Source organism: Bacillus sp. F56 (genome assembly GCF_001748205.1).
Lineage (GTDB): Bacteria > Bacillota > Bacilli > Bacillales > Bacillaceae > Bacillus > Bacillus stercoris.
Genome location: NZ_BDFC01000005.1, coordinates 445,945 through 467,956, shown reverse-complemented (window position 1 = coordinate 467,956; position 22,012 = coordinate 445,945). Strand labels below are relative to the sequence as shown.

Below are 22,012 nucleotides of genomic sequence, written 5' to 3'. Positions count from 1 at the left end.
AGCACACTCCTTTTCTTCTGCTTAGAATGTCCCTGATGGCTTCGTTTATTCAGTAATCAGACAGCAAAAAAACCGAACAGAAGATACCTGTTCGGGAAAAAGAGGGCTAGCCGAGAGCCTGTGAAATCAAAGCATATAAGTGTCCATTTTGAATAGGCGCTTTTTTCTGATAGAACAAAAGCGGAGGTTCATCATCTTTATGAAATCCCATTTCTATCAGGCTGTCATGCAGAGACGTGTGTTCACCCGGTATATCGATTCGCATCGGGCCTTGTTTTCCGGCCGCCAGCCTGCTGATTATTTGTGCAGCAACGTCTGGTGATGGAGCGATAATGGGGCCGAATTTCAAATGGGCCGGTGTTTGTACAGATAGTCCGTACCCAATGAACTGCCCGTCATGATTTCTGGCGATGACACATTCGCATGAAGTGGAAATAAGCTGCTGCAAAAGGCTTGATCGATCTCCGCCAAAGGCGGCCAGATCCGCCGTGGCTATGTCTTGAAAGTCTTGTTCTCTAAAGAGTGACAGTTCAGCGTCAAGCTGTTTTGTATAAGGTTGAAAACTGTGACAGCTGTACTTTCGCACTGTTCCTGCCGTATGAAAGCCTGCTTTTGCATAAAGCCGCAAACCTTCTTTTGTGGCGCAAAGCCTGATGGCGGTGTTTTCATCCGCTTGGGCGATACAGGCGTTTACCATACGCCTGCCGAGACCAAGCCGTTTATATTCCTTGTCAACGATAACAAGGCCGATAGAAGCAAGACGGCCAAACGAAAACAAGCCGATGCAGGAAATCATCTCACCGCTGACATTTTGATAACCGAAAAAGCGTCCCTGCTGAACAAGCAGTTTCAGCTCTTGTTCGCCATAATCCGGCCACCCGGCTTGCCCGCAAAGCCGCAATAAGCCGGAAACGTGTTCTTCATGAAGCTCAATCAGTTCATCCACTACGTCCATAAGATCACCTGCTTGTTCTAATTGTTTTGTACATGACAATATGATTGCCAATGCCGGGAATGTCAAATGGTTCGCCAAGTTCCTTCCAGCCAAGCTTGGCATAGTAGCCCTTGACATGGTGCCTTGCGTTGCACCATACCGCCTGAACGCCGCTCTCCGCCAGTTTGTGCTCCGCGTGTTTGATCAGCGTGCTTCCAGCTTTCTGATCGCGATATCCCTCGAGCGTTGCCATGCCTCTCAGCCGATACGCAGGGGTTTCCGTTAATAAAGGCTGACTTTGCGGGGAAAAAGAAGCGATGCTGATCAGCGTTCCTTCATAAAACGCGCCGAGATGAAAGGAGCCTTCTGCGTGATCCTCTTTATATTTGCATTGTTCGATGGATTGATGGGGACGCAGAATGCGATGCCGGATTTCATATGTATCTTCCGCGGAAATGGTTTTGACTTCGAGCATAATGTTCCTCCTCATGATTGTTTTTCTATATCGTAACACGAATCTCGTTGAAAAAGACTGCCCGATTCGATCAGGCAGTCTTTTGGAAATTAATGCAAAAAGATATTTTGGCGCTGCTCATCTTTTTGCTGAATATATGACGTCAGCTCAGCGGTTAAGTCAGATCTGAGGAAAGGCGTTATCAAGTAGATGCCGTTAAACAGCTCGCATGCTGTATCCAGCAGGGAGCGTGCAATCGCAAGGCCTTCCGCTTTTTGCTTTTCTTTATCTTCACCGGCACGGGCCATTTTTTCGCGAATCGTATCAGACAGCTTAATGCCGGGAATTTCATTGTGGATGAATTCGGCATTCCGGCTGCTTGTCAGCGGCATGATGCCGATGTAGATCGGCGTCTTCAGATGTTTTGTTTCGTTATGGATATCAACAAGCTGCTGCTCGGAATAGACAGGCTGAGAAACAAAATAATCCGCGCCGCAATCTATTTTTTTCTCCAGCCGTTTTACCGCTTTATCCAGATGGCGGACGTTAGGGTTAAATGCGGCGGCGACTGAGAAATTTGTTTTCTTGCCGAGCGGTTTTCCAGACAGAGACAGACCTTCATTGAATTGTTTGATCAGCCTGATTAAATCAAAGGATGTTAAATCATACACAGACGTTGCACCAGGAAAATCCCCGATTTTAGAAGGGTCACCTGTAATAGCAAGCACGTCATTCAGCCCTAACGTATCAAGGCCCATTAAATGTGACTGCAAGCCGATAATGTTACGGTCGCGGCACGTAATATGGACAAGGGAACGCATATCGAGCCGCTGCTTGACAAGGGCGCCGCAGGCAACATTGCTGATCCGCGGGGTCGCCAGAGAATTGTCGGCGAGTGTCAGGGCATCGATTCCCGCTTCTTTTAATTCAGCGGCCGCCGATAGAAATTTGTCAAAGCTCAGTTTTTTCGGCGGATCCAGTTCTACGATAATAGAGCGTTTTTTCGCCGCGATCTCATCCAGGCCGGGCTCGGTTCGCTCGTGATGAACAGAAATGAATTCTTTCGCACGGGTTTTGACTTCTTTTTCCGTAATCGGAGCCAGCCCGCCAACCGCTTCCGCCATCGCCCGGATATGATTTGGCGTTGTGCCGCAGCAGCCGCCAATAATCCGCGCACCTTGCTTACGGAATTCTGACGCGCTGTTTTGAAAATACGTGTCGTCTGTTTCATAGACGAGCCGTCCCTCTTCAAGCGAAGGAAGGCTGCTGTTTGGATAAACGGATAAGAACACGTCATCAAAAATTGGCACTTCGCTGAGCGCTTCAATCATGTGATAAGGGCCGAGGCGGCAGTTAATGCCAACAATATCAGCTCCGAGATCCGCAATCGAGCGCAATGCGTCAGAAAGCGGCGTTCCGTCCTGTAATACGCCTTGCTCGTGCATGGATACATTGAGCATAATCGGAAGATCAGTCTCTTTCCGCGCGATTTTCAGCACTTCACGAGCTTCTTCCAAATCATAATACGTTTCTAACAGCAAGCCATCCGGCTCTTCATGCAGCAGCAGGTACAGCTGCTCACGGAAGCTGCGCTTAATATCGTCAAGGCTGTACGCATTTTTATTAAATGTGCGTATGCCGCCCATCGTTCCAAGCACGTATGCATCACCTGCTGAAGCCCGCGCGATCTTTACGGCCTCCTGATTCATTTTTTTGATGTCATCCTCAAGACCGTGTCTGGATAATTTAATATAGTTGGCCCCGTACGTATTCGTTTGAATAATGTTGGCTCCAGCTTCAACGTACGCTTTATGTATGCGCTGAATTTCCTCCGGCTTTGAAATATTGAGCTCCTCAAAACACCTGTCAATGCCATAGGAGTAGAGGAGCGTCCCCATGGCGCCGTCACCGATTAACACCTGTCTTTGCAAATCTTCTAAAAGTCCCATTGTCTGCCTCCTTTATTCACATCAGCAAGGAAAAAAGAGAAATAAAAAAAGTCCTCTTAAGAAGAAGACTTTGTCAGTGATTTTGTCTCTTCTTATCTTCCAAGCTGTTCGAGCTTGCTGGATTTAGCACCTTGGTCATGGCTGATCGCCATTACACCGGTTGCTGAAGCTTCGTCGGGCCAGTCCCTCTGCTTCTCTTGATAAGAACGGATATGAAATTTTCGTGTCAGGAAGTGCCGTAAGATACCTGGCGTTTTTCCCTTTCTCCAAATTTACCGAAAATAAAGACAATAATCAATAGGAATCAGAAAATTTATCTGAAATTTATAAATTGAACGTCAATTGGCAGATCTGCTCCACTCACAGCTGAAATAATCTGCTGCAGGTCATCTTTGTTTTTTCCGGTGACGCGCACTTGATCATCCTGCACCTGAGATTTTACTTTCAGTCCGGAGTTTTTGATGATCGTATTGATTTTTTTTGCGTTGTCCTTGTCAATGCCTTGAACAAGCTTTGCACGCTGGCGTACCGTTCCGCCTGACGCGTTTTCCACCTTGCCGTAATCAATGTTTTTTGTCGGTACATTTCGTTTAATCAATTTGCTGACCAGCACATCTTTCAGCTGGCTTAATTTGAATTCGTCATCAGAAACGAGGACCAGCTCCTCTTTATCTAAAGAAATGTCGCTTTTGCTTCCTTTAAAGTCATATCGGGTACTGATTTCCTTCAGTGCAATTTGGATTGCGTTTTGCACTTCAGGCAATTCCACCTTTGATACAATATCAAATGAACTTTCTTTTGCCATATGAAAACCTCCATAACATTTAACTTATGTGTTGATTATAGTAGAATAAAGAGAAACTTCCAACAGAACAAAGAATCAATTTGGGATGATTGGAAAAAATGTTAACAAAATCCGCATAAAATAAGCGGAACAGGAAGGACGATAGCATGAGACCAGGGCAGCAATTAACCTTGAGTATAGATCACCAAACCGACTTCGGTTACTTTTTAACCGATGGGGAAGATACGATTCTCTTACATAACAGTGAAATGACTGAGGATATCGAGGACAGAGACGAGGTAGAAGTCTTTATATACGTCGACCAGCAGGAAAGGCTTGCGGCCACGATGAAAATTCCGGTCATCAGCGCGGATGAGTATGGCTGGGTTGAAGTGGTGGATAAAGTGGAAGACATGGGCGTTTTCGTTGATGTCGGCTTATCGAAGGACGCGCTAGTCGCAACTGAGCATTTGCCGCCGTACGAAGATGTCTGGCCGCAAAAAGGGGACAAGCTTTACTGTATGCTGAAGGTGACGAACCGGGGGCGCATGTTTGCGAAACCAGCGCCGGAAGATATCATCAGCGAACTGTTTACCGACGCTTCAGAAGATCTGATGAATAAAGAGCTGACAGGTACGGTGTACAGGCTGATCGCATCGGGATCATTCGTGATTACGGATGACGGGATCCGCTGTTTTATTCACCCGTCAGAAAGAAAAGAGGAGCCTAGACTCGGTTCAAGAGTCACAGGGCGGGTGATTCAAGTGAAAGAAGACGGTTCGGTCAACTTGTCGCTGCTTCCAAGAAAACAGGATGCAATGTCTGTTGATGCCGAGTACATTCTAACGTACATGAGAACGAGAAACGGCGCCATGCCGTACAGTGACAAAAGCGAGCCTGACGATATCAGAGAACGTTTTAACATGAGCAAAGCCGCCTTTAAACGCGCGCTTGGCCATTTAATGAAAAACGGAAAAGTGTATCAGGAAGATGGATGGACATACGAGAAAAAATAGTATGAAAACGGCTCGCCTGCAGCAGAACTGCGGAGCGAGCCGTTTTTTATGTCTAGTTTAATTCATCAACAAGCGTTCTGATTGCCATTTCGCGATCAACATTGTCTGAAATCGCAATCGGCGTAATATCGATGGCGAGAATGATCAGTATCAGGGCACCGGCTGCAGCAACATAAGAAACATAATAGAAATAGTTAGCGGTATCAACAGTGTTGACAAGCTCGGCCTGAACTCTGGATGTATCATCCTTGGAAGCGGCGATTTCCTTTGCAGCTTCTACTTTTTCTTCAACGATTTGACCTGCTTTTTTCAGCAGTTCATCCACTTTCAATGCATCTTTGCTGTAAACAGCTTTTTTCAGGTTGTCAAAAAAGTCAGCATCCTCTTTTCTAATATCAGCGACAACCTGATTGGCAAAAGCCTTTGCCTGTTTTGTGTTGAGTTTGTCTGTCATCGCTTTATTAAAGACCTCTGGCAGCTGTTTGCCAACTTCCCCTTGGGCAAACACAAACCCTTTAAAAATTTCCTCACCTGAATACTCAAGCTGCTTTGCCTGTGCCACACTTTCTTGCTGTTTCACCAAAAACACAGTCGTCACCAATACAACCGACAAAAATACTAGAAACGCCTTCTTCAAACTGAAACCTCTCCCTTCTTTTGTTTTTTATTCCACAACAGTCTGCGAATATATGTAAAGTGAATCGTGGAATCGATAGGTGTGAGATACAATATCAAAATGCCGGCCATGATAAGCGAGAAACTGATCAGACCCAGCATGACTGCAAAAATCTCATGCATAAAAACAGCGATAATCAAAATAAATCTCCAATGCTTCTTCGGCGCAAACAGCGCCGCAAAGATGACGATTTGAACCAGCAGCGTCCCCCATGTCGGAATCACCACGAACGGGCTTGTTACAATTGGCTTCGTTAACGCCTGAAAAAAGCCGTTGAAGCCGATGGTTTTTTCCTGGGAGAAATAATAGACGGCTGTTCCGTCCACCCATTCCTGCTGAGACAGCTTAGCGACGGTAGAGTGAAAATAAAGCACCGCCACTTGAATTCTGATCACAAAATACGAAATAAAAGCTGTTATTTTTCCAAGTGTTCTTTTGCCCTCTAGAGGCCTTGTGCTCCAATGCCATTTTCTCGGATCGGTCAGCGTGATGGGAAGCAATAAAAAGGTCATGACAGCTGCTGCCTGCTCGCCTCCGTCGATGACGATCAGCGATGACTGCAGGCTGTAACTGACATACCAATGCAGAACCCCGGTGATTCTGGGGCGCCAGCCAATGACAACAAGCACCAGAATGGCAATGCAGACCCATCTGAGAAGATTTAACATCATATAGTTATTTTCGCCGAGGCAAAAGAGACTGAGATTCATTTTACAAGCAGGATAACTGCTGATTCCGCTGGCTGGCTTCATGATGAGGCTCGGGTGATTGATGAGCAGCGTCAGCAGGCTGGATAGCGCAATGATGCTTCGCGCGAGGCCGTATACATTCGTCCACGGGTTTCTATCGTCCCAACTGGTGATGGTCTTTTTTATGTTTTCGAGCATGAGATCACAACCTTGACTATGCTTTTTACCTGATAAGACGAAGGGGTGTATTTAGAATAGCTCCAAGGTACAATATCCTCTTTCGTCAAATAGTAGCTGCCGCAAAGCAGCGGGCGGGGAGCGGGTGTTTTTAATTGCACGGTTTTTGCTTTGCTTTTGCATGCGCCGAGGTTCTTTTCTTTGCATGCTGTCCACTGTTCCTTGCCGACTTGGCTGTAGATCACGCCCATTTCAACGCCTTGTGACCGCCCATACCGATACAGGCCGAATAGGTTATCAGCCCTCATATTGGGCCATCTGACCTTGGCGCTGGCATCTTCAGCCTCATATAAGCCGATCGAAGTATCGCGCGGATTTTTGCTGAAAAAGCCCCAGCCCTGAGGAAGGATGCTGGACATGAGAAATTTGGAGTCCTTTGTCAGCGGGATCGGGGTTGTCCCTAAGCTGCCAATAATAGAAAACAGAAATATCGAACCCCAAAGGACTGAAAAAATGATAAAAAATGATATCGATTTCTGCATTCGACTGCTCCTTTTAACCTGAAGAATCGTTTTCACACTTTTCATAATATAAAAACATTTATGTAATAAAAAGGTTAAAAAGTATGAGAAATTCCATTTTTGTCAAAAGAAAAAACAGGACATTTTACACTGCTATATATGATTGATATATAGTGGTTTTTTCGATATATTGAAACCATGAAAACGAATCAAGTGAATGACCGCTGGATAGTTCAATTTCGAAAAGGGATTTTTGAGCTGGCCATCCTTTCCCTTCTGCGATCTAAACCGATGTACGGTTATGAGCTGACGTCATCCTTAAAAACCACCTCGGCGCTCGCTATTTCTGAGGGAGCGATTTATCCGATTCTGAAACGAATGACCGAGAAGGGATGGATCGAATTTTTTTGGGAAGATTCACTGGACGGCCCGAAAAGAAAGTATTACAAAATGACGCAAAAAGGAGAAGAAATGTTAAAAGAACGGCTGGAAAAATACCTGGAAACCCATCAAGCCTTACTGTCTTTATCGGGGGATTTGCTATGAATGCCCAGCATATCATTGACCGGTACATGGAGGAACTAAATGCAGAGCTGGCGAATATGCCTGATGTAGAGAGAGAAAACGCTATCGACGAATTAAAGGGGCATATCACCGCTTTCGTTCAAGACAGAATCAAAGCCGGCCATAGTGAAGAGGAACTGCAGGAAGCTATTGAATCTGAATTTTCTCATCCGAAGGAGCTTGCCGAAGTGATGATGGGTGATGGGAAAGAGCTGAATAGGAGGAGGTCTTTATTGGGCAAAAGCTGGCTTTCGGTTCTTCTCATTGTCGCGATTATCGCCCTGCCGCTGCTGCCGCCCGATTTCAGACATCTGCCGCTGGCTGTTTATTTAGCGGTGCTCGCCGGATATGTATGGAAGCGGAAAAAATTGATGATGTTTGCCGGCGTCAGAAAAAACAAAATGCGCTCTCAAAAGGAGATTGTCACGATTTCGCGAGTCGGTGCGGCTTATCTGCTGTTTTTAGCAGTGCTGCTTCTTTTGAGCCCGTTCCTCAAGGCGTTTGTCGTCCTGCTGCTGATTGCAGTAAGCTGCGCCGCTTTTTTTCTTTTTCTTAACATCAAGTAATGTGTAGGAGGCTGTAAGATGGAAATCAGCATCAATTATCTATTAATCGTCATCGCGCTCTTATTCTTTGTGGTTGCCTATTTTGTCGGGATCAAAAAACAAACCTGGATGCTGGCCGGATTTAACGAGGCGCGCATACGGGATAAAGATCGGCTGGCCAGAATAGCAGGCTACTTTTTCCTGAATTCCGGTTTGTTTATTTTGCTGAATAGTTTTATCTCATTTCAAGGCCAGGAGCAGCTCATACCACCGCTTATACTGGCATATGGCGCAGGGGTTATAATTTATGTCAATAAAAAATTAGTAGAGTAGAGAAAGAGGGGCAGAGCGAAATATCTCTGCCCTTCTTTTTTTGGGAAAATAAGAACGAAGCACCACATACAAGTTTTTGTATTTTTGATAGGATGAAGAAAAATGATAGATTCCAAAATAGGAAGGATGTGGTGTTTTGCGTAATCTGACTAAGACATCTCTATTACTGGCCGGCTTATGCACGGCGGCCCAAATGGTTTTTGTAACACATGCCTCAGCTGATCAAAGCATCAAATACGACCATACGTATCAAACCCCTTCATACATCATCGAAAAGCCATCACAGAAGCCGGTACAAAACACAACTCAGAAAGAATCGTTATTTTCCTATCTTGATAAACATCAATCGCATTTTAAGCTCAAAGGGAATGCGAACAGCCATTTTCGTATTTCGAAAACCATAAAGGATCCAAAAACAAAACAAACGTTTTTTAAATTAACGGAGGTTTACAAAGGAATTCCGATTTACGGCTTTGAACAAGCGGTCGCGATGAAGGATAACAAACAAGTGACAAGTTTCTTTGGAAAGGTGCACCCGCAAATCAAGGACGTCTCTGTCACACCGTCTATTTCTGAGAAAAAAGCAATACGTACAGCGCAGCGTGAGCTCGAGGCTGCCATTGGGAAAATCAAATATCTTGATGGGGAGCCAAAGGGCGAATTATATATCTATCCACACGACGGGAAATTCGATCTTGCCTATCTTGTGAGACTCTCGACATCTGAACCTGAGCCTGGCTATTGGCATTATGTCATCGATGCCAAAAACGGAAAGGTCATCAAGTCTTTTAATGCCATTCATGAAGCGGCAGGTACAGGAATCGGCGTGTCAGGCGATGAAAAAAGCTTTGACGTCACAGAACAGAATGGGCGCTTTTATTTGGCCGACGAAACAAGGGGAAAAGGGATCAATACGTTTGACGCGGAGAACCTGAACGAAACCTTGTTTACGCTTTTGTCTCAACTGATCGGATATACGGGCAAAGAAATAGTCAGTGGCACTTCCGTATTTAATGAACCTGCGGCTGTAGACGCGCATGCAAATGCGCAAGCCGTTTACGATTATTACAGCAAGACATTTGGCCGTGATTCTTTTGATCAAAACGGAGCAAGGATTACGTCTACCGTGCATGTCGGCAAACAATGGAACAATGCAGCGTGGAACGGCGTCCAGATGGTGTACGGTGATGGAGACGGTTCAAAATTTAAGCCGCTGTCAGGATCGCTCGACATTGTCGCGCATGAAATCACACACGCAGTCACACAGTATTCCGCCGGTCTTTTATATCAAGGAGAACCCGGTGCATTAAATGAGTCCATTTCCGATATTATGGGCGCAATGGCTGACCGTGATGATTGGGAAATCGGCGAGGATGTCTATACTCCGGATATTGCAGGAGATTCATTGCGGTCGTTAGAGGACCCATCTAAGCAGGGAAATCCAGATCATTACTCGAACCGCTACACAGGAACAGAGGATTATGGCGGAGTCCATATCAATTCGTCCATCCACAATAAAGCAGCTTACCTTCTGGCAGAAGGAGGCGTGCACCACAATGTGCAGGTTGAAGGGATAGGGCGTGAAGCATGTGAACAAATTTACTATCGGGCTTTAACATATTATGTAACGGCATCTACAGATTTTAGCATGATGAAGCAAGCGGCGATTGAAGCCGCCAATGATTTATACGGTGAAGGATCGAAGCAATCAGCTTCAGTCGAAAAAGCGTATGAGGCTGTCGGCATTTTATAAGCAAACAAAAACAGTCAGGGCACAGAGTCTGACTGTTTTTGTTTGCTCATTTTCTTAAAAAGAATATCGCCAATGTACCTGGACCGGCGTGCGAGCCGATTGCAGAACCGATAGAATGCATAATGATTTCTTTCGGCTTGAAGGCTTCCTCAATCAAGTGTTTCATGTCCGTGGCTTTTTCTTTGTTCGCGGCGTAGCTGATCCCGATGGTTTGATTGCTCCAATCATCCCCGCGCTCTTTCATAAGCTCGATGATCCGTTTGAAAAGTTTCTTCTGTCCGCGGATTTTTTCCAGCGGCACAAGCTTGCCGTCCTCCATTTGAAGCAGCGGTTTTATATTCAGCAGGCCGCCGACAAAAGCGGATGTTTTGGATATCCGGCCGCCCCTTGCGAGATATGTTAAATCATCAACGGTAAAAATATGTTCAAGCTGGTTGCAAAAGTTCTTTACAGACGTTTCAATTTCTTGTATTGTATTCCCGTTGATACAGAGATCGGCAGCATGCCGGACAGCCAGGCCGTATCCTAATGAAGCGCATTTGGAATCAATGACCCGTAAATCAAAATCAGGGAATTCCTCTTTCACTTCATTGGCGATCATTACAGCTGTCTGATACGTGCCGGAGAGACCTGAGGAAAAGGCAATGTAAAGAGCGGGATCACCTGTTTCGGCATATTGCAAAAATACATTTTTAATCGTTTGCGGTGAGGCTTGGGACGTCTTGGGCGTTTCTCCATTTTGCATCGCTTCAAATATTTGATCAGCATGAATTGTGACTGCATCTTCGAATTCTTTATCGCCGAGTGAAACCCTGAGCGGAATAAAGCCAATGCTTTTTTCATCAAAATAAGAACGAGGCAAATCAGCTGCGCTGTCAGCGATGAGATGAACTGTCATATTGCTTCCCTTCTTTCCGTTATCGCTCGTTATCATGAGAGTTTAAGCCAACTATATCATATTAATTTGCCAAAATCGTGTTCAAATATTTGTTTTAAGGGAAAACATAATAAAGAAGAAAGAGCGGAGGAACATGCCATGGTACTAGATCAAACAAAAAAATTACTCATCGTCATCATCGGCGCTTTACTCAATGCAGCCGGGCTGAACTTATTTTTGATTCCGGCAGATGTATATGCCAGCGGATTTACAGGTGTCGCCCAGCTTTTATCAAGCGTCGTTGATCAATATGCCCCCTTTTACATATCGACGGGAACGCTCTTGTTCCTCTTAAACATTCCGGTCGGTATTTTAGGATGGCTGAAGGTCGGCAAATCGTTTACGGTGTACAGCATTTTAAGTGTCGCACTCACTACTCTGTTTATGGGGATCCTGCCGGAAACAAGCTTATCACATGATATTTTGCTGAACGCGGTGTTCGGCGGCGTCATTTCAGCGGTCGGTATCGGCTTAACATTAAAATACGGGGCTTCGACAGGCGGGCTTGATATCGTCGCCATGGTCCTTGCAAAGTGGAAGGATAAACCCGTCGGCACGTATTTCTTCATTCTAAACGGGATTATCATCTTGACGGCAGGATTATTGCAAGGTTGGGAGAAAGCATTATATACCCTGGTTACACTATATGTGACAACGAGGGTGATCGACGCCATTCACACCCGCCACATGAAACTCACGGCCATGATCGTGACGAAAAAAGCGGACGAAATCAAGGAAGCCATTTATGGAAAAATGGTGCGCGGCATCACAACTGTTCCGGCAAAAGGAGCTTTTACGAACGAACAGAAGGAAATGATGATTATCGTCATTACGAGGTACGAACTGTACGATTTAGAGAAAATCGTCAAAGAAGTTGATCCGAAAGCATTTACAAACATTGTACAGACGACAGGGATTTTTGGCTTCTTTAGAAAAGACTGACGAAAGCAGGTGGAAGTCGTGAAACGGCTGCTTGTGATGCTCCTCCCCGTGCTGCTTTTGATAGGCTGCGGGAAAGATGAGCAGACAGAACCCGATAAGGAGGTATCAGGCGGAATGGAGAATCAAGAGGTTGTTTTATCTGTTGACGCAATTCAGGAGCCTGAACAAATCAAGTTTAACATGTCGCTGAAGAACCAAAGCGAACGTGCTGTCGAGTTTCAATTCAGCACAGGGCAAAAATTTGAACTTGTCGTGTATGATTCTGGGCACAAAGAAAGATACCGTTATTCGAAAGACAAAATGTTTACGCAGGCTTTTCAAAACCTGACACTTGAACCCGGAGAAACATATGATTTCTCTGATGTGTGGAAGGGAGTCCCTGAGCCCGGAACCTATGAGGTAAAGGTGACATTTAAGGGCAGAGCGGAAAATCTCAAGCAGGTTCAGGCTGTTCAGCAGTTTGAAGTCAAATAAGAGGCTATGGCGAATCGCCATAGCCTTTTTTTATTGCAGTTTGTCCAGCTGATTTTGAAATTGATGCAGCTGGCGACGTTCCGCATCTGTCGAATTGGCATACGCAGAAGATACAGCATTTTTGGCTCTCAGAATCGCTTGCTCCTGATCGCCCTCCTCAAAGCCGTTTGTCACCATGACCGCCTGTTGAACAAATGATTTTGCCTGCTGAAACAGTTCGTTTCTCATTTAATATTCAACCTGTCTTTCGGCCGAGTCTCGTGCCGCGGCATGCTGGTGAGCTTCTTCTAAAGTAGACCGATATGGAAATCTTGCGGCGTGTAGCCCGATGGAGTCTTTACCCTGCTGAATAAACCTTCTGGATTTGCTTCGTTTACCCATTTTGAGACTGCCCCCTTCCATACTTTGACGAGATGAGTCGTCTTCAATAGTATGGTGGGGTAAAGTAAGGTTTATGAGTGGGAAAAATTAATACGGACCGTCTTTAAAGTGAGAAATATTCTTTCAAAAATCTTGCCACGCCGTCCTCTTCATTTGCAGCCGTTGTTCGGTTGGCAATCTGCTTGACCGCGTCAATTCCATTTCCCATTGCGACGCCGCAGCCGGCAAATTCAAGCATTTCCAAATCGTTATCCTCATCTCCGAAAGCGATGATCCGCTCTCTCGGCACGCCGTAAAAATCGCTGATTTTCTGCAGGCCGACCGCTTTATTCATGCCGCTTTTGATAATTTCAATGACATGCCACGGAGCGGCCCATCTTCTATGGTCGATCACCTCGGCATGAACATCCGATAAATAAGAGCGTATTGCCGGCACATCTTCTTCTTTTGCATGGATAAGTACGGACGTCACATCTTCACCGAGATTTTCCCGCAAGTCTCCGACCGTTACATTTGTTGTGTTCATGTTAAAGACATCAATCAGGTGCTCATCATGGTAATGGAAGTATACGTCATCAATGACTTCAGCAAGCACGTTATGTACGTTGTAGCTCTCGCTGATATCCACGAGCTGTTTGACAACATCAAGCGGGAGTGACGTATGATACCGTCCCCAGCTGTCGTCCAGCGGATGATGGACAAATGCTCCATTAAAATTGACAATCGGCGTTGTCAATTCCATCTGCTGATAGTACATAGAACTTGAACGGTACGGACGCCCTGTTGAGATGCAGACATAATGCCCGCTATCTTTTAGGCGCTGTATCGTCCGAAGAGTGTTTTCTGATATGGTTTTATCATCCTTTAATAACGTTCCATCTAAATCTAATGCGATTAAATAGGGTTTTGTCTCCATGAAAAGCTCCTTTAACCTTAGATTTTGCTTGTTTTCCCTTACTTACAGTGTAGCTTTTTACCATCTTTATTGTCTACATGTTACACTTATGATTATGGTTATCCTAAGGAGGGCACATTGTGATACAAATTGAGAATCAAACCGTTTCCGGTATTCCTTTTTTACATATTGTAAAGGAAGAGAACAGGCACCGCGCTGTTCCTCTCGTATTCTTTATCCATGGTTTTACAAGCGCGAAGGAACACAACCTTCATATTGCTTATTTGCTTGCGGAGAAGGGCTTCAGAGCCGTTCTGCCGGAGGCTCTGCACCATGGTGAACGGGGAGAAGAAATGGCTGTTGAAGAGCTGGCTGGCCATTTTTGGGACATCGTCCTCAACGAGATTGAAGAGATCGGCGTGCTTAAAAACCATTTTGAAAACGAGGGCCTTGTAGACGGCGGCCGCATCGGACTCGCAGGCACGTCAATGGGCGGCATCACAACGCTTGGCGCTTTGACTGCATATGATTGGATAAAAGCCGGCGTCAGCCTGATGGGAAGCCCGAATTACGTGGAGCTGTTTCAGCGGCAGATTGATCATATTCAATCTCAGGGAATTGATATCGACGTGCCGGAAGAGAAGGTACAGGAGCTGATGAAACGTCTCGAATTGCGGGATCTCAGCCTTCAGCCGGAGAAACTGCGCCAGCGGCCGCTTTTATTTTGGCACGGTGAAAAAGATAAAGTCGTGCCTTACGCGCCGACCCGGTCATTTTATGAAACGATTAAATCCCATTACAGCGAGCAGCCGGAACGCCTGCAATTTATCGGAGATGAAAACGCCGACCATAAAGTCCCGCGGACAGCAGTGTTAAAAACGATTGAATGGTTTGAAACGTATTTATAAAGCACTGCGTTATGAACAAGGGCTTAATTTACGTTATACTGTAGAAAAAAGGAGTGAGGGAACGTGGAAGAAGCATTAAAAGAAAACATCATGGGCGCCTTGGAACAGGTTGTCGATCCTGAGCTTGGCGTTGATATCGTGAATCTTGGCTTGGTATATGACGTTGATATGGATGAGGACGGCTTAACGCACGTGACGATGACGCTGACATCGATGGGGTGCCCATTAGCGCCGATTATCGTGGATGAAGTGAAAAAAGCATTAGCGGACCTTCCTGAAGTGAAAGAGACAGAGGTTCACATTGTATGGAATCCGCCTTGGACAAGGGATAAGATGTCCAGATACGCAAAAATTGCGCTTGGCATTCAATAAAACAAAAAAGGACAGCCTGACATGTGAGGCTGTCCTTTTTTACAGCTGAAAGGAGTGAAAGGAAATGATGTACCTGCTTGCTGTTTTGTGTCCGCCGCTTGCTGTTTTGTTTTCGGGAAAACCGTTTCAGGCCTTGCTGAATCTCATATTGACCTGTATCTTTTGGCTGCCGGGCGCGATTCACGCCTGCTTTATCGTTGCCGACCGCCGTGCCGAAAAACGGGCTAGAAGATAATATGGAAAAATGAGGGCGCAGACATGGTATAATGGTTGTAAAAAAACAGCAGGGAGAGCACTATGAAAAAGAAATTGCTTGCATTCGCGCTTTGTACTGGCGCGTATGCGGCCCTGTTTGCGTACTCTGTGCACTCAGAGCAAAAAACAGACACAAGCGAGATGACGGATGTCAGCCGCCTGATGCCTGTGAAAATAAAGCAGACAGTGAAAGGGCAGGAAGAGGAAACGCTCCTTGACACAGTCAAAGAGGCAAATCGAAAAAACATAAAAATTTCAATCGCCGGTGCTCAGCACTCCATGGGCGGCCATACATATTATGAGGACGGCATCGTTCTCGACATGACAGGCTACAACAAAATCCTGTCATTCGACAAAGAGAAGAAAACCATCAGAGTGCAAAGCGGTGCAACGTGGAATGACATCCAGAAATACGTGAATCCATACGGACTCGCGGTAAAAGTCATGCAGTCACAAAACATCTTTACAATTGGCGGCTCTCTCAGCGCTAATGCCCATGGACGTGATATCCGCTACGGCTCGCTGATTGATACAGTCAAATCATTTCGGCTTTTAAAAGCTGATGGGACAATTATCACCGTCACTCCAAAAGACGAGTTGTTCACGGCAGTCATCGGAGGGTACGGTCTTTTTGGTGTGATTCTTGATGTAACGCTTGAACTGACGGATGATGAACTGTATGTCATGCAGACTGAAAAAATGAATTACAGCGCATACGCAGATTATTTTACAAAGCGCGTAAAAGGAAATCCAGAAGTCCGAATGCATCTGGCGCGAATATCAACAGCGAAAAAAGGATTTATGAAAGACATGTATGTCACGAATTACGTATTGGCTGATCAACAGGATCAGCTGACTTCATACAGCGATCTCAAAGAAGATGAATATACGGGAGCAACAAAGTTTGCACTCGGTTTGTCAAGGCGGTATGAATGGGGCAGGAATTGGCTGTGGGGCACGCAGCAATCCTATTTCCTAAGCCAAAACGGCACAGAGATCTCACGCAATAATGTCATGCGGTCCGAATCAAAATTTCTTGAGTATGAAAACAATGACAACACAGATGTTCTGCAAGAATACTTTGTGCCCGTGAAGGAGTATGCGGCTTATATTGACGACCTGAGACAAACGCTGTCGGGCGAAGATCTCAACCTGCTGAACATTACGATCCGCTACGTGCAGAAAAATGAAAAGGCCGACCTTTCCTATGCGAAGGATGATATGTTTTCGCTCGTGTTATTAATAAATGAGGGCTTTTCAAAAGAAGACCAGGCAGATACTGCACGAATCATCAGGCGCATGACAGACGTTGCTATCAAGCACGGCGGCAGCTATTATCTGCCTTATATGACCTACCAGACAAAGGCGCAAATGAGACAGGCATATCCGAAAAGCGAAGCGTTTTTTCAGAAAAAACGAACCTATGACCCGGATGAACGCTTTATGAATTACTTTTATCAGAGGTATAAATAATGGGGAAAAACAAATTAAAATGGCTGACATTATCACAAAGCAGCGTGTTTTTCGCAAGCAGCTTAATCTTTCCGTTTTATATACTGTTTGTGAAAAATATCGGCTCAAGCTACACGCAGTTCGGTTTTTCCTACGGATTGTTCGGGCTGAGCGGCGCGCTCATTTATCCGCTCCTCGGACGGCTGTCTGAAAGGTTTGACAGCCGTTATTTTCTGCTTGCGAACTCTTGGGGGATGGCTGTTCTGCTTTTATATGTCCCGCATATCGGAAGCGTCGTTCACGTGTATATCGTCCAAGTGCTGTTAGGGCTCTTTGGAGCGATGCAAAAGCATGGAGAAAAAGTGCTGATCGCTGATTTTACAGACAGCGGAGAGCGTGGAAAGAAGATTGGGAATTACCATTTTTGGACAGCTGTCTTTTCAGCAGCAGCCATTATGCTCGGGGGCTTTCTCGCTGACTTTTTCACAGTGCACATGATTTTTTATGCAAGCTCTATTCTATATTTTTTGAGTGGATTGATGATGATGAAAACAGGCTGACGCGGTCAGCCTGTTTTTTTATGCGGCTGAAAAGAGGCGTCATATCAACATTTTTTGGTGTGGATGTGTTGATTTTTTTGAGCAGAATTTCCATTGAACAGAAAATTTATAAATGAATAAAAATATTAAATATACGATTGAATTAATTTTTATTCATGTTATAATGTTAAATAATTTCACAAAGACCAAGAGGGTGAACTTGTTTTGAAAATAGGAATTGTAGGTGCTACAGGGTATGGAGGCACCGAACTTGTCAGGATTCTTTCGCATCATCCTCATGCAGAGGAATGCATACTTTATTCATCCAGCGGAGAAGGAAATGTCTATAGCGAGGTTTATCCTCATCTTATCGGCTTAGCGGATCAGAGGCTGAAGCCAATTGATATGAATACGATCAAACACGAAATAGATATCATGTTTCTTGCTGCGCCCCCCGGAGTATCAAGTGAATTGACTCCGAAGCTGGCAGATGCGGGAATTCCGGTTATTGACCTGTCAGGTGATCTGAGGATACAAGAGCCCGCTGAATATGAAAAATGGTATAAACGGGCAGCGGCACCGAAGGCGGTGATTCAAGAGGCGGTATACGGTCTCGCAGAACTGAATCAAAAGCAAATTCAACAGGCGAAACTCATTGCCAATCCAGGCTGTTTTCCCACAGCTGTTTTGCTTGGCCTCGCGCCTTTGGCTCAAAAGAAACTGCTCGATGAATCTTTCGTTATCGTTGACGCGAAGACCGGGGTTTCCGGAGCGGGAAGAAAAGCATCCATGGGAACTCATTTTTCTGAGCTGAACGACAATTTTAAAATTTATAAAGTCAATGAACATCAGCACACGCCGGAAATTGAGCAGGCGCTGAATGAATGGCAGCCGGGTCTCGGGCCTATTACATTTTCGGCTCACTTGGTTCCGATGACAAGGGGCATCATGGCGACGATGTATACGCAGTTAACCTGTGATTTATCGGCAGATGACCTGCATAACCTATATTCGGAATTTTACCAAGATTCATATTTTGTGAGAGTAAGGCCAAAAGGCTATTATCCGCAAACGAAGGAAGTGTACGGCAGCAATTTCTGTGATATCGCCGTGACCCACGACGAGAGAACGAACAGAGTCACGATCGTTTCGGTCATCGATAATTTAATGAAGGGCGCCGCCGGTCAGGCAGTGCAAAACTTTAATTTGATGAATGGCTGGAATGAAGAGACCGGTCTCGCCATCACGCCAATTTATCCATAGAACGGGAGAGAATCGAACCATGATTCAGTTAAGTGAAGATCAAATTGTAAAAGTAACAGGTGATGTGTCCTCGCCAAAAGGATTTCAGGCGAAGGGTGTGCATTGCGGGCTGCGCTACTCGAAAAAAGACCTCGGCGTCATTATCAGCGAGACACCGGCCGTAAGTGCAGCGGTTTATACCCAAAGCCACTTCCAGGCTGCGCCGATCAAAGTAACACAAGACAGCTTAAAGCACGGGCCAGCCTTGAAAGCCGTCATCGTCAACAGCGCCATTGCCAACGCCTGCACGGGAGAACAGGGACTAAAGGACGCATACACAATGCGGGAGACCTTTGCTTCACAGCTTGGCATTGAGCCGGAGCTTGTCGCTGTTTCTTCAACGGGCGTCATCGGCGAACATTTAGACATGGAAAAAATTCAGGCGGGGATCGGGCTGCTGAAAGAAACACCTGCGGGATCAGGAGATTTTGAAGAAGCGATTTTAACAACCGATACGGTGATTAAGCAGACGTGCTATGAGCTGGCAATCGGCGGCAAAACAGTCACGATCGGCGGAGCGGCTAAAGGCTCAGGGATGATACATCCGAACATGGCCACGATGCTGGGATTTGTGACAACTGACGCGGCAATCGAAGAAAAAGCGTTGCAAAAGGCGCTTCGGGAAATCACTGACGTTTCATTTAACCAAATCACAGTTGACGGAGAAACATCCACGAACGACATGGTATTGGTTATGGCGAATGGCTGCGCCGAAAACGAGTGCCTGACAGAAGACCATCCAGACTGGCCAGTCTTTAAAAAAGCGCTCTTGCTCACTTGTGAGGATCTGGCTAAAGAGATTGCCAGAGACGGAGAAGGCGCGACAAAACTAATTGAAGCCCAAGTACAGGGAGCGAAAAACAATCTTGATGCAAACGTCATTGCCAAAAAGATTGTCGGCTCAAATCTCGTGAAAACGGCAGTATACGGAACAGATGCCAACTGGGGGCGGATCATCGGAGCCATCGGACACTCCGCAGCTCAAGTGACGGCAGAAGAAGTAGAGGTTTATCTTGGGGGCCAATGCCTGTTTAAGAATAACGAGCCTCAGCCATTCTCTGAATCTCTCGCCAAGGAATACCTTGAAGGAGATGAAATCACCATTGTCATCAAGATGGATGAAGGAGACGGGAACGGAAGAGCGTGGGGCTGTGACCTGACCTATGACTATATCAAAATTAACGCGAGCTATCGCACGTAATAAAGGGGAGCATTATGAAGAAAACAATTGTCTTTAAATGCGGGGGAAGTGTCATCCGCGAGCTGTCGGAGGAATTTTTTCAAAATCTGAAAGAGCTGACGGCGTCAGGCTGGAAACTGGCGATCGTACATGGCGGCGGCCCGGAAATCACAAATATGCTGAAGCGGTTAAATATCAAAACAGAGTTTTCGGGCGGACAGCGGAAAACAACGAAGCCGGTGCTGGAAGTGGCGGAAATGGTTTTATCCGGTTCTGTCAATAAATTTTTCGTTGCTGAGCTTGCCAAACACGGACTGCGAGCCGCAGGCATTTCTGGTAAGGACGGCGGTCTTTTGGAGGCTGATTATCTCGATTCGGAAGCATACGGAGAAGTCGGAGAAATCAAAAAAGTCGATGCATCCATGGTGAACGCGCTGATGGAAAAGGACATCATCCCCGTTATTGCGCCGCTGTCTATGACAAGCGACTGCAAAACGTTGAATGTAAATGCCGATCTGGCTGCCTCAGCAGTTGCCGGAGCACTTGAAGCCAATAAACTGATGTTCGTCACAGATGTTGATGGAATCATGAAGGAAAAGCAGCGTCTGGACGTCCTGACCCCTGAAGAGATTCAGACGCTAATCGAGCAGGAAGTGATCACAGGAGGGATGATCCCGAAGGTCAATTCAGCCTTGTCAGCTTTATCAGATCAGGTGTCTGAAGTCATGATCGTAAACGGAAAAGGATCATTCTTCGCAGAACAAACCTTTCAAGGGACAAAAATCGTCAAAGCAAAGGAGGCTGTTTCATGAGCAGCTTGTTTCAAACCTACGGCCGCTGGGATATTGACATTAAAAAAGCAAAGGGAACGCATGTTGAGGATCAGAACGGAAAAACGTACCTCGATTTCATTCAGGGGATTGCGGTATCAAATCTAGGCCACTGCCATGAGGCGGTGACAGAGGCAGTCAAAAAACAGCTCGATAGCGTATGGCACGTATCCAACCTATTTCAGAACAGTCTCCAAGAGCAAGCGGCACAGAAGCTGGCGGAACACAGTGCGGGTGATCTCGTCTTTTTCTGCAACAGCGGTGCGGAGGCGAATGAAGGTGCGATAAAGCTCGCCCGAAAAGCAACTGGAAAAACAAAAATCATCACTTTTCTTCAGTCTTTTCATGGCCGCACGTATGCAGGGATGGCGGCGACCGGACAGGATAAAATCAAAACAGGCTTCGGCCCGATGCTTGAAGGCTTTCACTACCTGCCATACAACGATCCTTCTGTTTTTGAAGCTCTTGGGGCGGAAGACGATATTGCCGCGGTGATGCTTGAAACAGTGCAGGGAGAAGGCGGAGTCAATCCGGCGAGCGCTGAATTTTTAACAGCCGTTCAGTCATTTTGCAAGGAAAAAGAGGCTCTTCTGATTGTTGATGAGATTCAAACCGGCATCGGACGGACGGGAAAAGGCTTCGCATATGAGCACTTTGGACTCTCACCGGATATCATCACAGCCGCCAAAGGATTGGGAAATGGCTTTCCAGTCGGCGCTGTCATCGGAAAGAAACAGCTTGGAGAAGCGTTTACCCCTGGTTCTCACGGAACGACTTTCGGAGGAAATATGCTGGCGATGGCTGCTGTGAATGCCACATTGCAAATTGTATTCGAGCCTGACTTTTTGCAAGAGGCTGCTGACAAAGGAGCGTTTTTAAAAGAACAGCTTGAGGCGGAGCTAAAAAGCCCTTTTGTTAAACAAATCCGCGGTAAAGGATTAATGCTTGGAATTGAGTGTGATGGCCCGGTTGCTGGCATTATTGCAGAATTGCAAACATTAGGCTTGCTTGTATTGCCGGCCGGCCCGAAAGTGATTCGTCTGCTGCCGCCGCTCACCGTGACTAAGGATGAAATGGCAGAAGCTGTAAGAAGGCTGAAACAGGCAATTGCTCAGCATACCGCTGTAAACCAGTGATTTTTTTTTCGATA

General features: G+C 45.9%; 27 protein-coding genes and 1 riboswitch. Of the genes, 16 read left to right on the top strand and 11 right to left on the bottom strand.

Annotated elements, in window-relative coordinates; translation table 11 throughout:
• Positions 1-106 precede the first annotated feature (106 nt).
• The 4 genes from BFW96_RS07075 to BFW96_RS07060 form a co-directional block, all read right to left on the bottom strand.
• Entirely contained in the window at positions 107-955 is an 849-nt protein-coding gene (locus BFW96_RS07075) for a GNAT family N-acetyltransferase (protein WP_069839037.1), read from the bottom strand.
• A 4-nt stretch (positions 956-959) separates the two neighbouring features.
• Complete coding sequence (locus BFW96_RS07070) at positions 960-1,409, bottom strand: GNAT family N-acetyltransferase (protein ID WP_069839036.1); 450 nt, start codon at positions 1,407-1,409, stop codon at positions 960-962.
• Between the two features lie 89 nt (positions 1,410-1,498).
• Positions 1,499-3,337, bottom strand: a complete 1,839-nt coding sequence (locus tag BFW96_RS07065; protein ID WP_069839035.1) for a bifunctional homocysteine S-methyltransferase/methylenetetrahydrofolate reductase — start codon at positions 3,335-3,337, stop codon at positions 1,499-1,501.
• Between the two features lie 89 nt (positions 3,338-3,426).
• Positions 3,427-3,544, bottom strand: a riboswitch (SAM riboswitch).
• Between the two features lie 106 nt (positions 3,545-3,650).
• Positions 3,651-4,142 (bottom strand): YajQ family cyclic di-GMP-binding protein, encoded by a 492-nt coding sequence (locus BFW96_RS07060; protein WP_014663495.1) that lies wholly within the window; start codon positions 4,140-4,142, stop codon positions 3,651-3,653.
• Between the two features lie 146 nt (positions 4,143-4,288).
• Between BFW96_RS07060 and BFW96_RS07055 the strand changes: the two genes are divergently transcribed.
• The gene (locus BFW96_RS07055; protein WP_069839034.1) at positions 4,289-5,137 is read left to right on the top strand and encodes a CvfB family protein; all 849 of its coding nucleotides are present in this window, start codon (positions 4,289-4,291) and stop codon (positions 5,135-5,137) included.
• A 52-nt stretch (positions 5,138-5,189) separates the two neighbouring features.
• Here the strand turns inward: BFW96_RS07055 and BFW96_RS07050 are convergent, their stop codons facing one another.
• From BFW96_RS07050 to BFW96_RS07040, 3 genes are read right to left on the bottom strand one after another with little or no spacing between them, the layout of a single operon-like run.
• Positions 5,190-5,774, bottom strand: a complete 585-nt coding sequence (locus BFW96_RS07050; RefSeq protein ID WP_069839033.1) for a sporulation delaying protein family toxin — start codon at positions 5,772-5,774, stop codon at positions 5,190-5,192.
• Entirely contained in the window at positions 5,771-6,700 is a 930-nt protein-coding gene (locus BFW96_RS07045; RefSeq protein ID WP_069839032.1) for a sporulation-delaying protein SdpB family protein, read from the bottom strand. Before BFW96_RS07045 ends, BFW96_RS07050 begins: the two co-directional genes overlap by 4 nt.
• On the bottom strand, positions 6,685-7,221 hold the full coding sequence (locus tag BFW96_RS07040) for an SdpA family antimicrobial peptide system protein (protein ID WP_040083475.1): 537 nt from the start codon (positions 7,219-7,221) through the stop codon (positions 6,685-6,687). Before BFW96_RS07040 ends, BFW96_RS07045 begins: the two co-directional genes overlap by 16 nt.
• A gap of 177 nt (positions 7,222-7,398) precedes the next feature.
• Between BFW96_RS07040 and BFW96_RS07035 the strand changes: the two genes are divergently transcribed.
• From BFW96_RS07035 to nprB, 4 genes are all read left to right on the top strand, one after another.
• Entirely contained in the window at positions 7,399-7,746 is a 348-nt protein-coding gene (locus BFW96_RS07035) for a PadR family transcriptional regulator (RefSeq protein ID WP_003245674.1), read from the top strand.
• A complete protein-coding gene (locus BFW96_RS07030) occupies positions 7,743-8,330 on the top strand; it encodes an HAAS signaling domain-containing protein (RefSeq protein ID WP_069839031.1) in 588 nt (195 codons plus the stop codon). The genes BFW96_RS07035 and BFW96_RS07030 overlap by 4 nt, the downstream gene beginning before the upstream one ends.
• An 18-nt stretch (positions 8,331-8,348) precedes the next feature.
• On the top strand, positions 8,349-8,642 hold the full coding sequence (locus BFW96_RS07025; protein WP_003233021.1) for a DUF3784 domain-containing protein: 294 nt from the start codon (positions 8,349-8,351) through the stop codon (positions 8,640-8,642).
• A 136-nt stretch (positions 8,643-8,778) separates the two neighbouring features.
• A complete protein-coding gene (gene nprB, locus BFW96_RS07020; protein ID WP_069839030.1) occupies positions 8,779-10,395 on the top strand; it encodes a neutral protease NprB in 1,617 nt (538 codons plus the stop codon).
• A gap of 46 nt (positions 10,396-10,441) precedes the next feature.
• On the opposite strand, the gene BFW96_RS07015 is transcribed toward nprB, so the two are convergent.
• On the bottom strand, positions 10,442-11,293 hold the full coding sequence (locus BFW96_RS07015) for a DegV family protein (protein ID WP_014663501.1): 852 nt from the start codon (positions 11,291-11,293) through the stop codon (positions 10,442-10,444).
• A gap of 138 nt (positions 11,294-11,431) precedes the next feature.
• Here BFW96_RS07015 and BFW96_RS07010 point away from each other — a divergent pair, with 138 nt between their 5' ends.
• Together BFW96_RS07010 and BFW96_RS07005 are read left to right on the top strand one after the other, a co-directional pair.
• On the top strand, positions 11,432-12,274 hold the full coding sequence (locus tag BFW96_RS07010; RefSeq protein WP_003245017.1) for a YitT family protein: 843 nt from the start codon (positions 11,432-11,434) through the stop codon (positions 12,272-12,274).
• An 18-nt stretch (positions 12,275-12,292) separates the two neighbouring features.
• Positions 12,293-12,748 (top strand): BsuPI-related putative proteinase inhibitor, encoded by a 456-nt coding sequence (locus tag BFW96_RS07005; RefSeq protein ID WP_069839029.1) that lies wholly within the window; start codon positions 12,293-12,295, stop codon positions 12,746-12,748.
• A gap of 30 nt (positions 12,749-12,778) precedes the next feature.
• Here the strand turns inward: BFW96_RS07005 and BFW96_RS07000 are convergent, their stop codons facing one another.
• The 3 genes from BFW96_RS07000 to yitU all read right to left on the bottom strand — a co-directional run bounded on the left by BFW96_RS07000 (position 12,779) and on the right by yitU (position 14,045).
• Entirely contained in the window at positions 12,779-12,976 is a 198-nt protein-coding gene (locus BFW96_RS07000) for a DUF3813 domain-containing protein (RefSeq protein ID WP_003233010.1), read from the bottom strand.
• A complete protein-coding gene (locus BFW96_RS21690) occupies positions 12,977-13,129 on the bottom strand; it encodes a hypothetical protein (RefSeq protein ID WP_003239346.1) in 153 nt (50 codons plus the stop codon).
• Between the two features lie 103 nt (positions 13,130-13,232).
• Positions 13,233-14,045, bottom strand: coding sequence for a 5-amino-6-(5-phospho-D-ribitylamino)uracil phosphatase YitU (gene yitU / locus BFW96_RS06990; protein WP_069839028.1), 813 nt, complete (start codon positions 14,043-14,045; stop codon positions 13,233-13,235).
• Between the two features lie 119 nt (positions 14,046-14,164).
• Between yitU and BFW96_RS06985 the strand changes: the two genes are divergently transcribed.
• From BFW96_RS06985 to BFW96_RS06945, 9 genes are all read left to right on the top strand, one after another.
• The gene (locus BFW96_RS06985) at positions 14,165-14,932 is read left to right on the top strand and encodes a prolyl oligopeptidase family serine peptidase (RefSeq protein WP_069839027.1); all 768 of its coding nucleotides are present in this window, start codon (positions 14,165-14,167) and stop codon (positions 14,930-14,932) included.
• Positions 14,933-14,995: 63 nt separating this feature from the next.
• The gene (locus BFW96_RS06980) at positions 14,996-15,304 is read left to right on the top strand and encodes a metal-sulfur cluster assembly factor (RefSeq protein WP_014663505.1); all 309 of its coding nucleotides are present in this window, start codon (positions 14,996-14,998) and stop codon (positions 15,302-15,304) included.
• Between the two features lie 64 nt (positions 15,305-15,368).
• Positions 15,369-15,539: a YqaE/Pmp3 family membrane protein gene (locus BFW96_RS06975; RefSeq protein WP_003232996.1), complete on the top strand. Its 171-nt coding sequence runs from the start codon at positions 15,369-15,371 to the stop codon at positions 15,537-15,539.
• 62 nt (positions 15,540-15,601) lie between these two features.
• Positions 15,602-17,032 (top strand): FAD-binding oxidoreductase, encoded by a 1,431-nt coding sequence (locus BFW96_RS06970; protein ID WP_069839026.1) that lies wholly within the window; start codon positions 15,602-15,604, stop codon positions 17,030-17,032.
• A complete protein-coding gene (locus BFW96_RS06965) occupies positions 17,032-17,571 on the top strand; it encodes an MFS transporter (protein WP_069839025.1) in 540 nt (179 codons plus the stop codon). Before BFW96_RS06970 ends, BFW96_RS06965 begins: the two co-directional genes overlap by 1 nt.
• 204 nt (positions 17,572-17,775) lie before the next feature.
• A complete protein-coding gene (gene argC, locus BFW96_RS06960; RefSeq protein WP_069839024.1) occupies positions 17,776-18,813 on the top strand; it encodes an N-acetyl-gamma-glutamyl-phosphate reductase in 1,038 nt (345 codons plus the stop codon).
• A 19-nt stretch (positions 18,814-18,832) separates the two neighbouring features.
• Positions 18,833-20,053, top strand: a complete 1,221-nt coding sequence (argJ, locus tag BFW96_RS06955; RefSeq protein WP_014663509.1) for a bifunctional ornithine acetyltransferase/N-acetylglutamate synthase — start codon at positions 18,833-18,835, stop codon at positions 20,051-20,053.
• A gap of 14 nt (positions 20,054-20,067) precedes the next feature.
• Positions 20,068-20,844: an acetylglutamate kinase gene (gene argB, locus BFW96_RS06950; RefSeq protein ID WP_069839023.1), complete on the top strand. Its 777-nt coding sequence runs from the start codon at positions 20,068-20,070 to the stop codon at positions 20,842-20,844.
• Positions 20,841-21,998: an acetylornithine transaminase gene (locus BFW96_RS06945; protein ID WP_069839022.1), complete on the top strand. Its 1,158-nt coding sequence runs from the start codon at positions 20,841-20,843 to the stop codon at positions 21,996-21,998. The genes argB and BFW96_RS06945 overlap by 4 nt, the downstream gene beginning before the upstream one ends.
• Positions 21,999-22,012 lie beyond the last annotated feature (14 nt).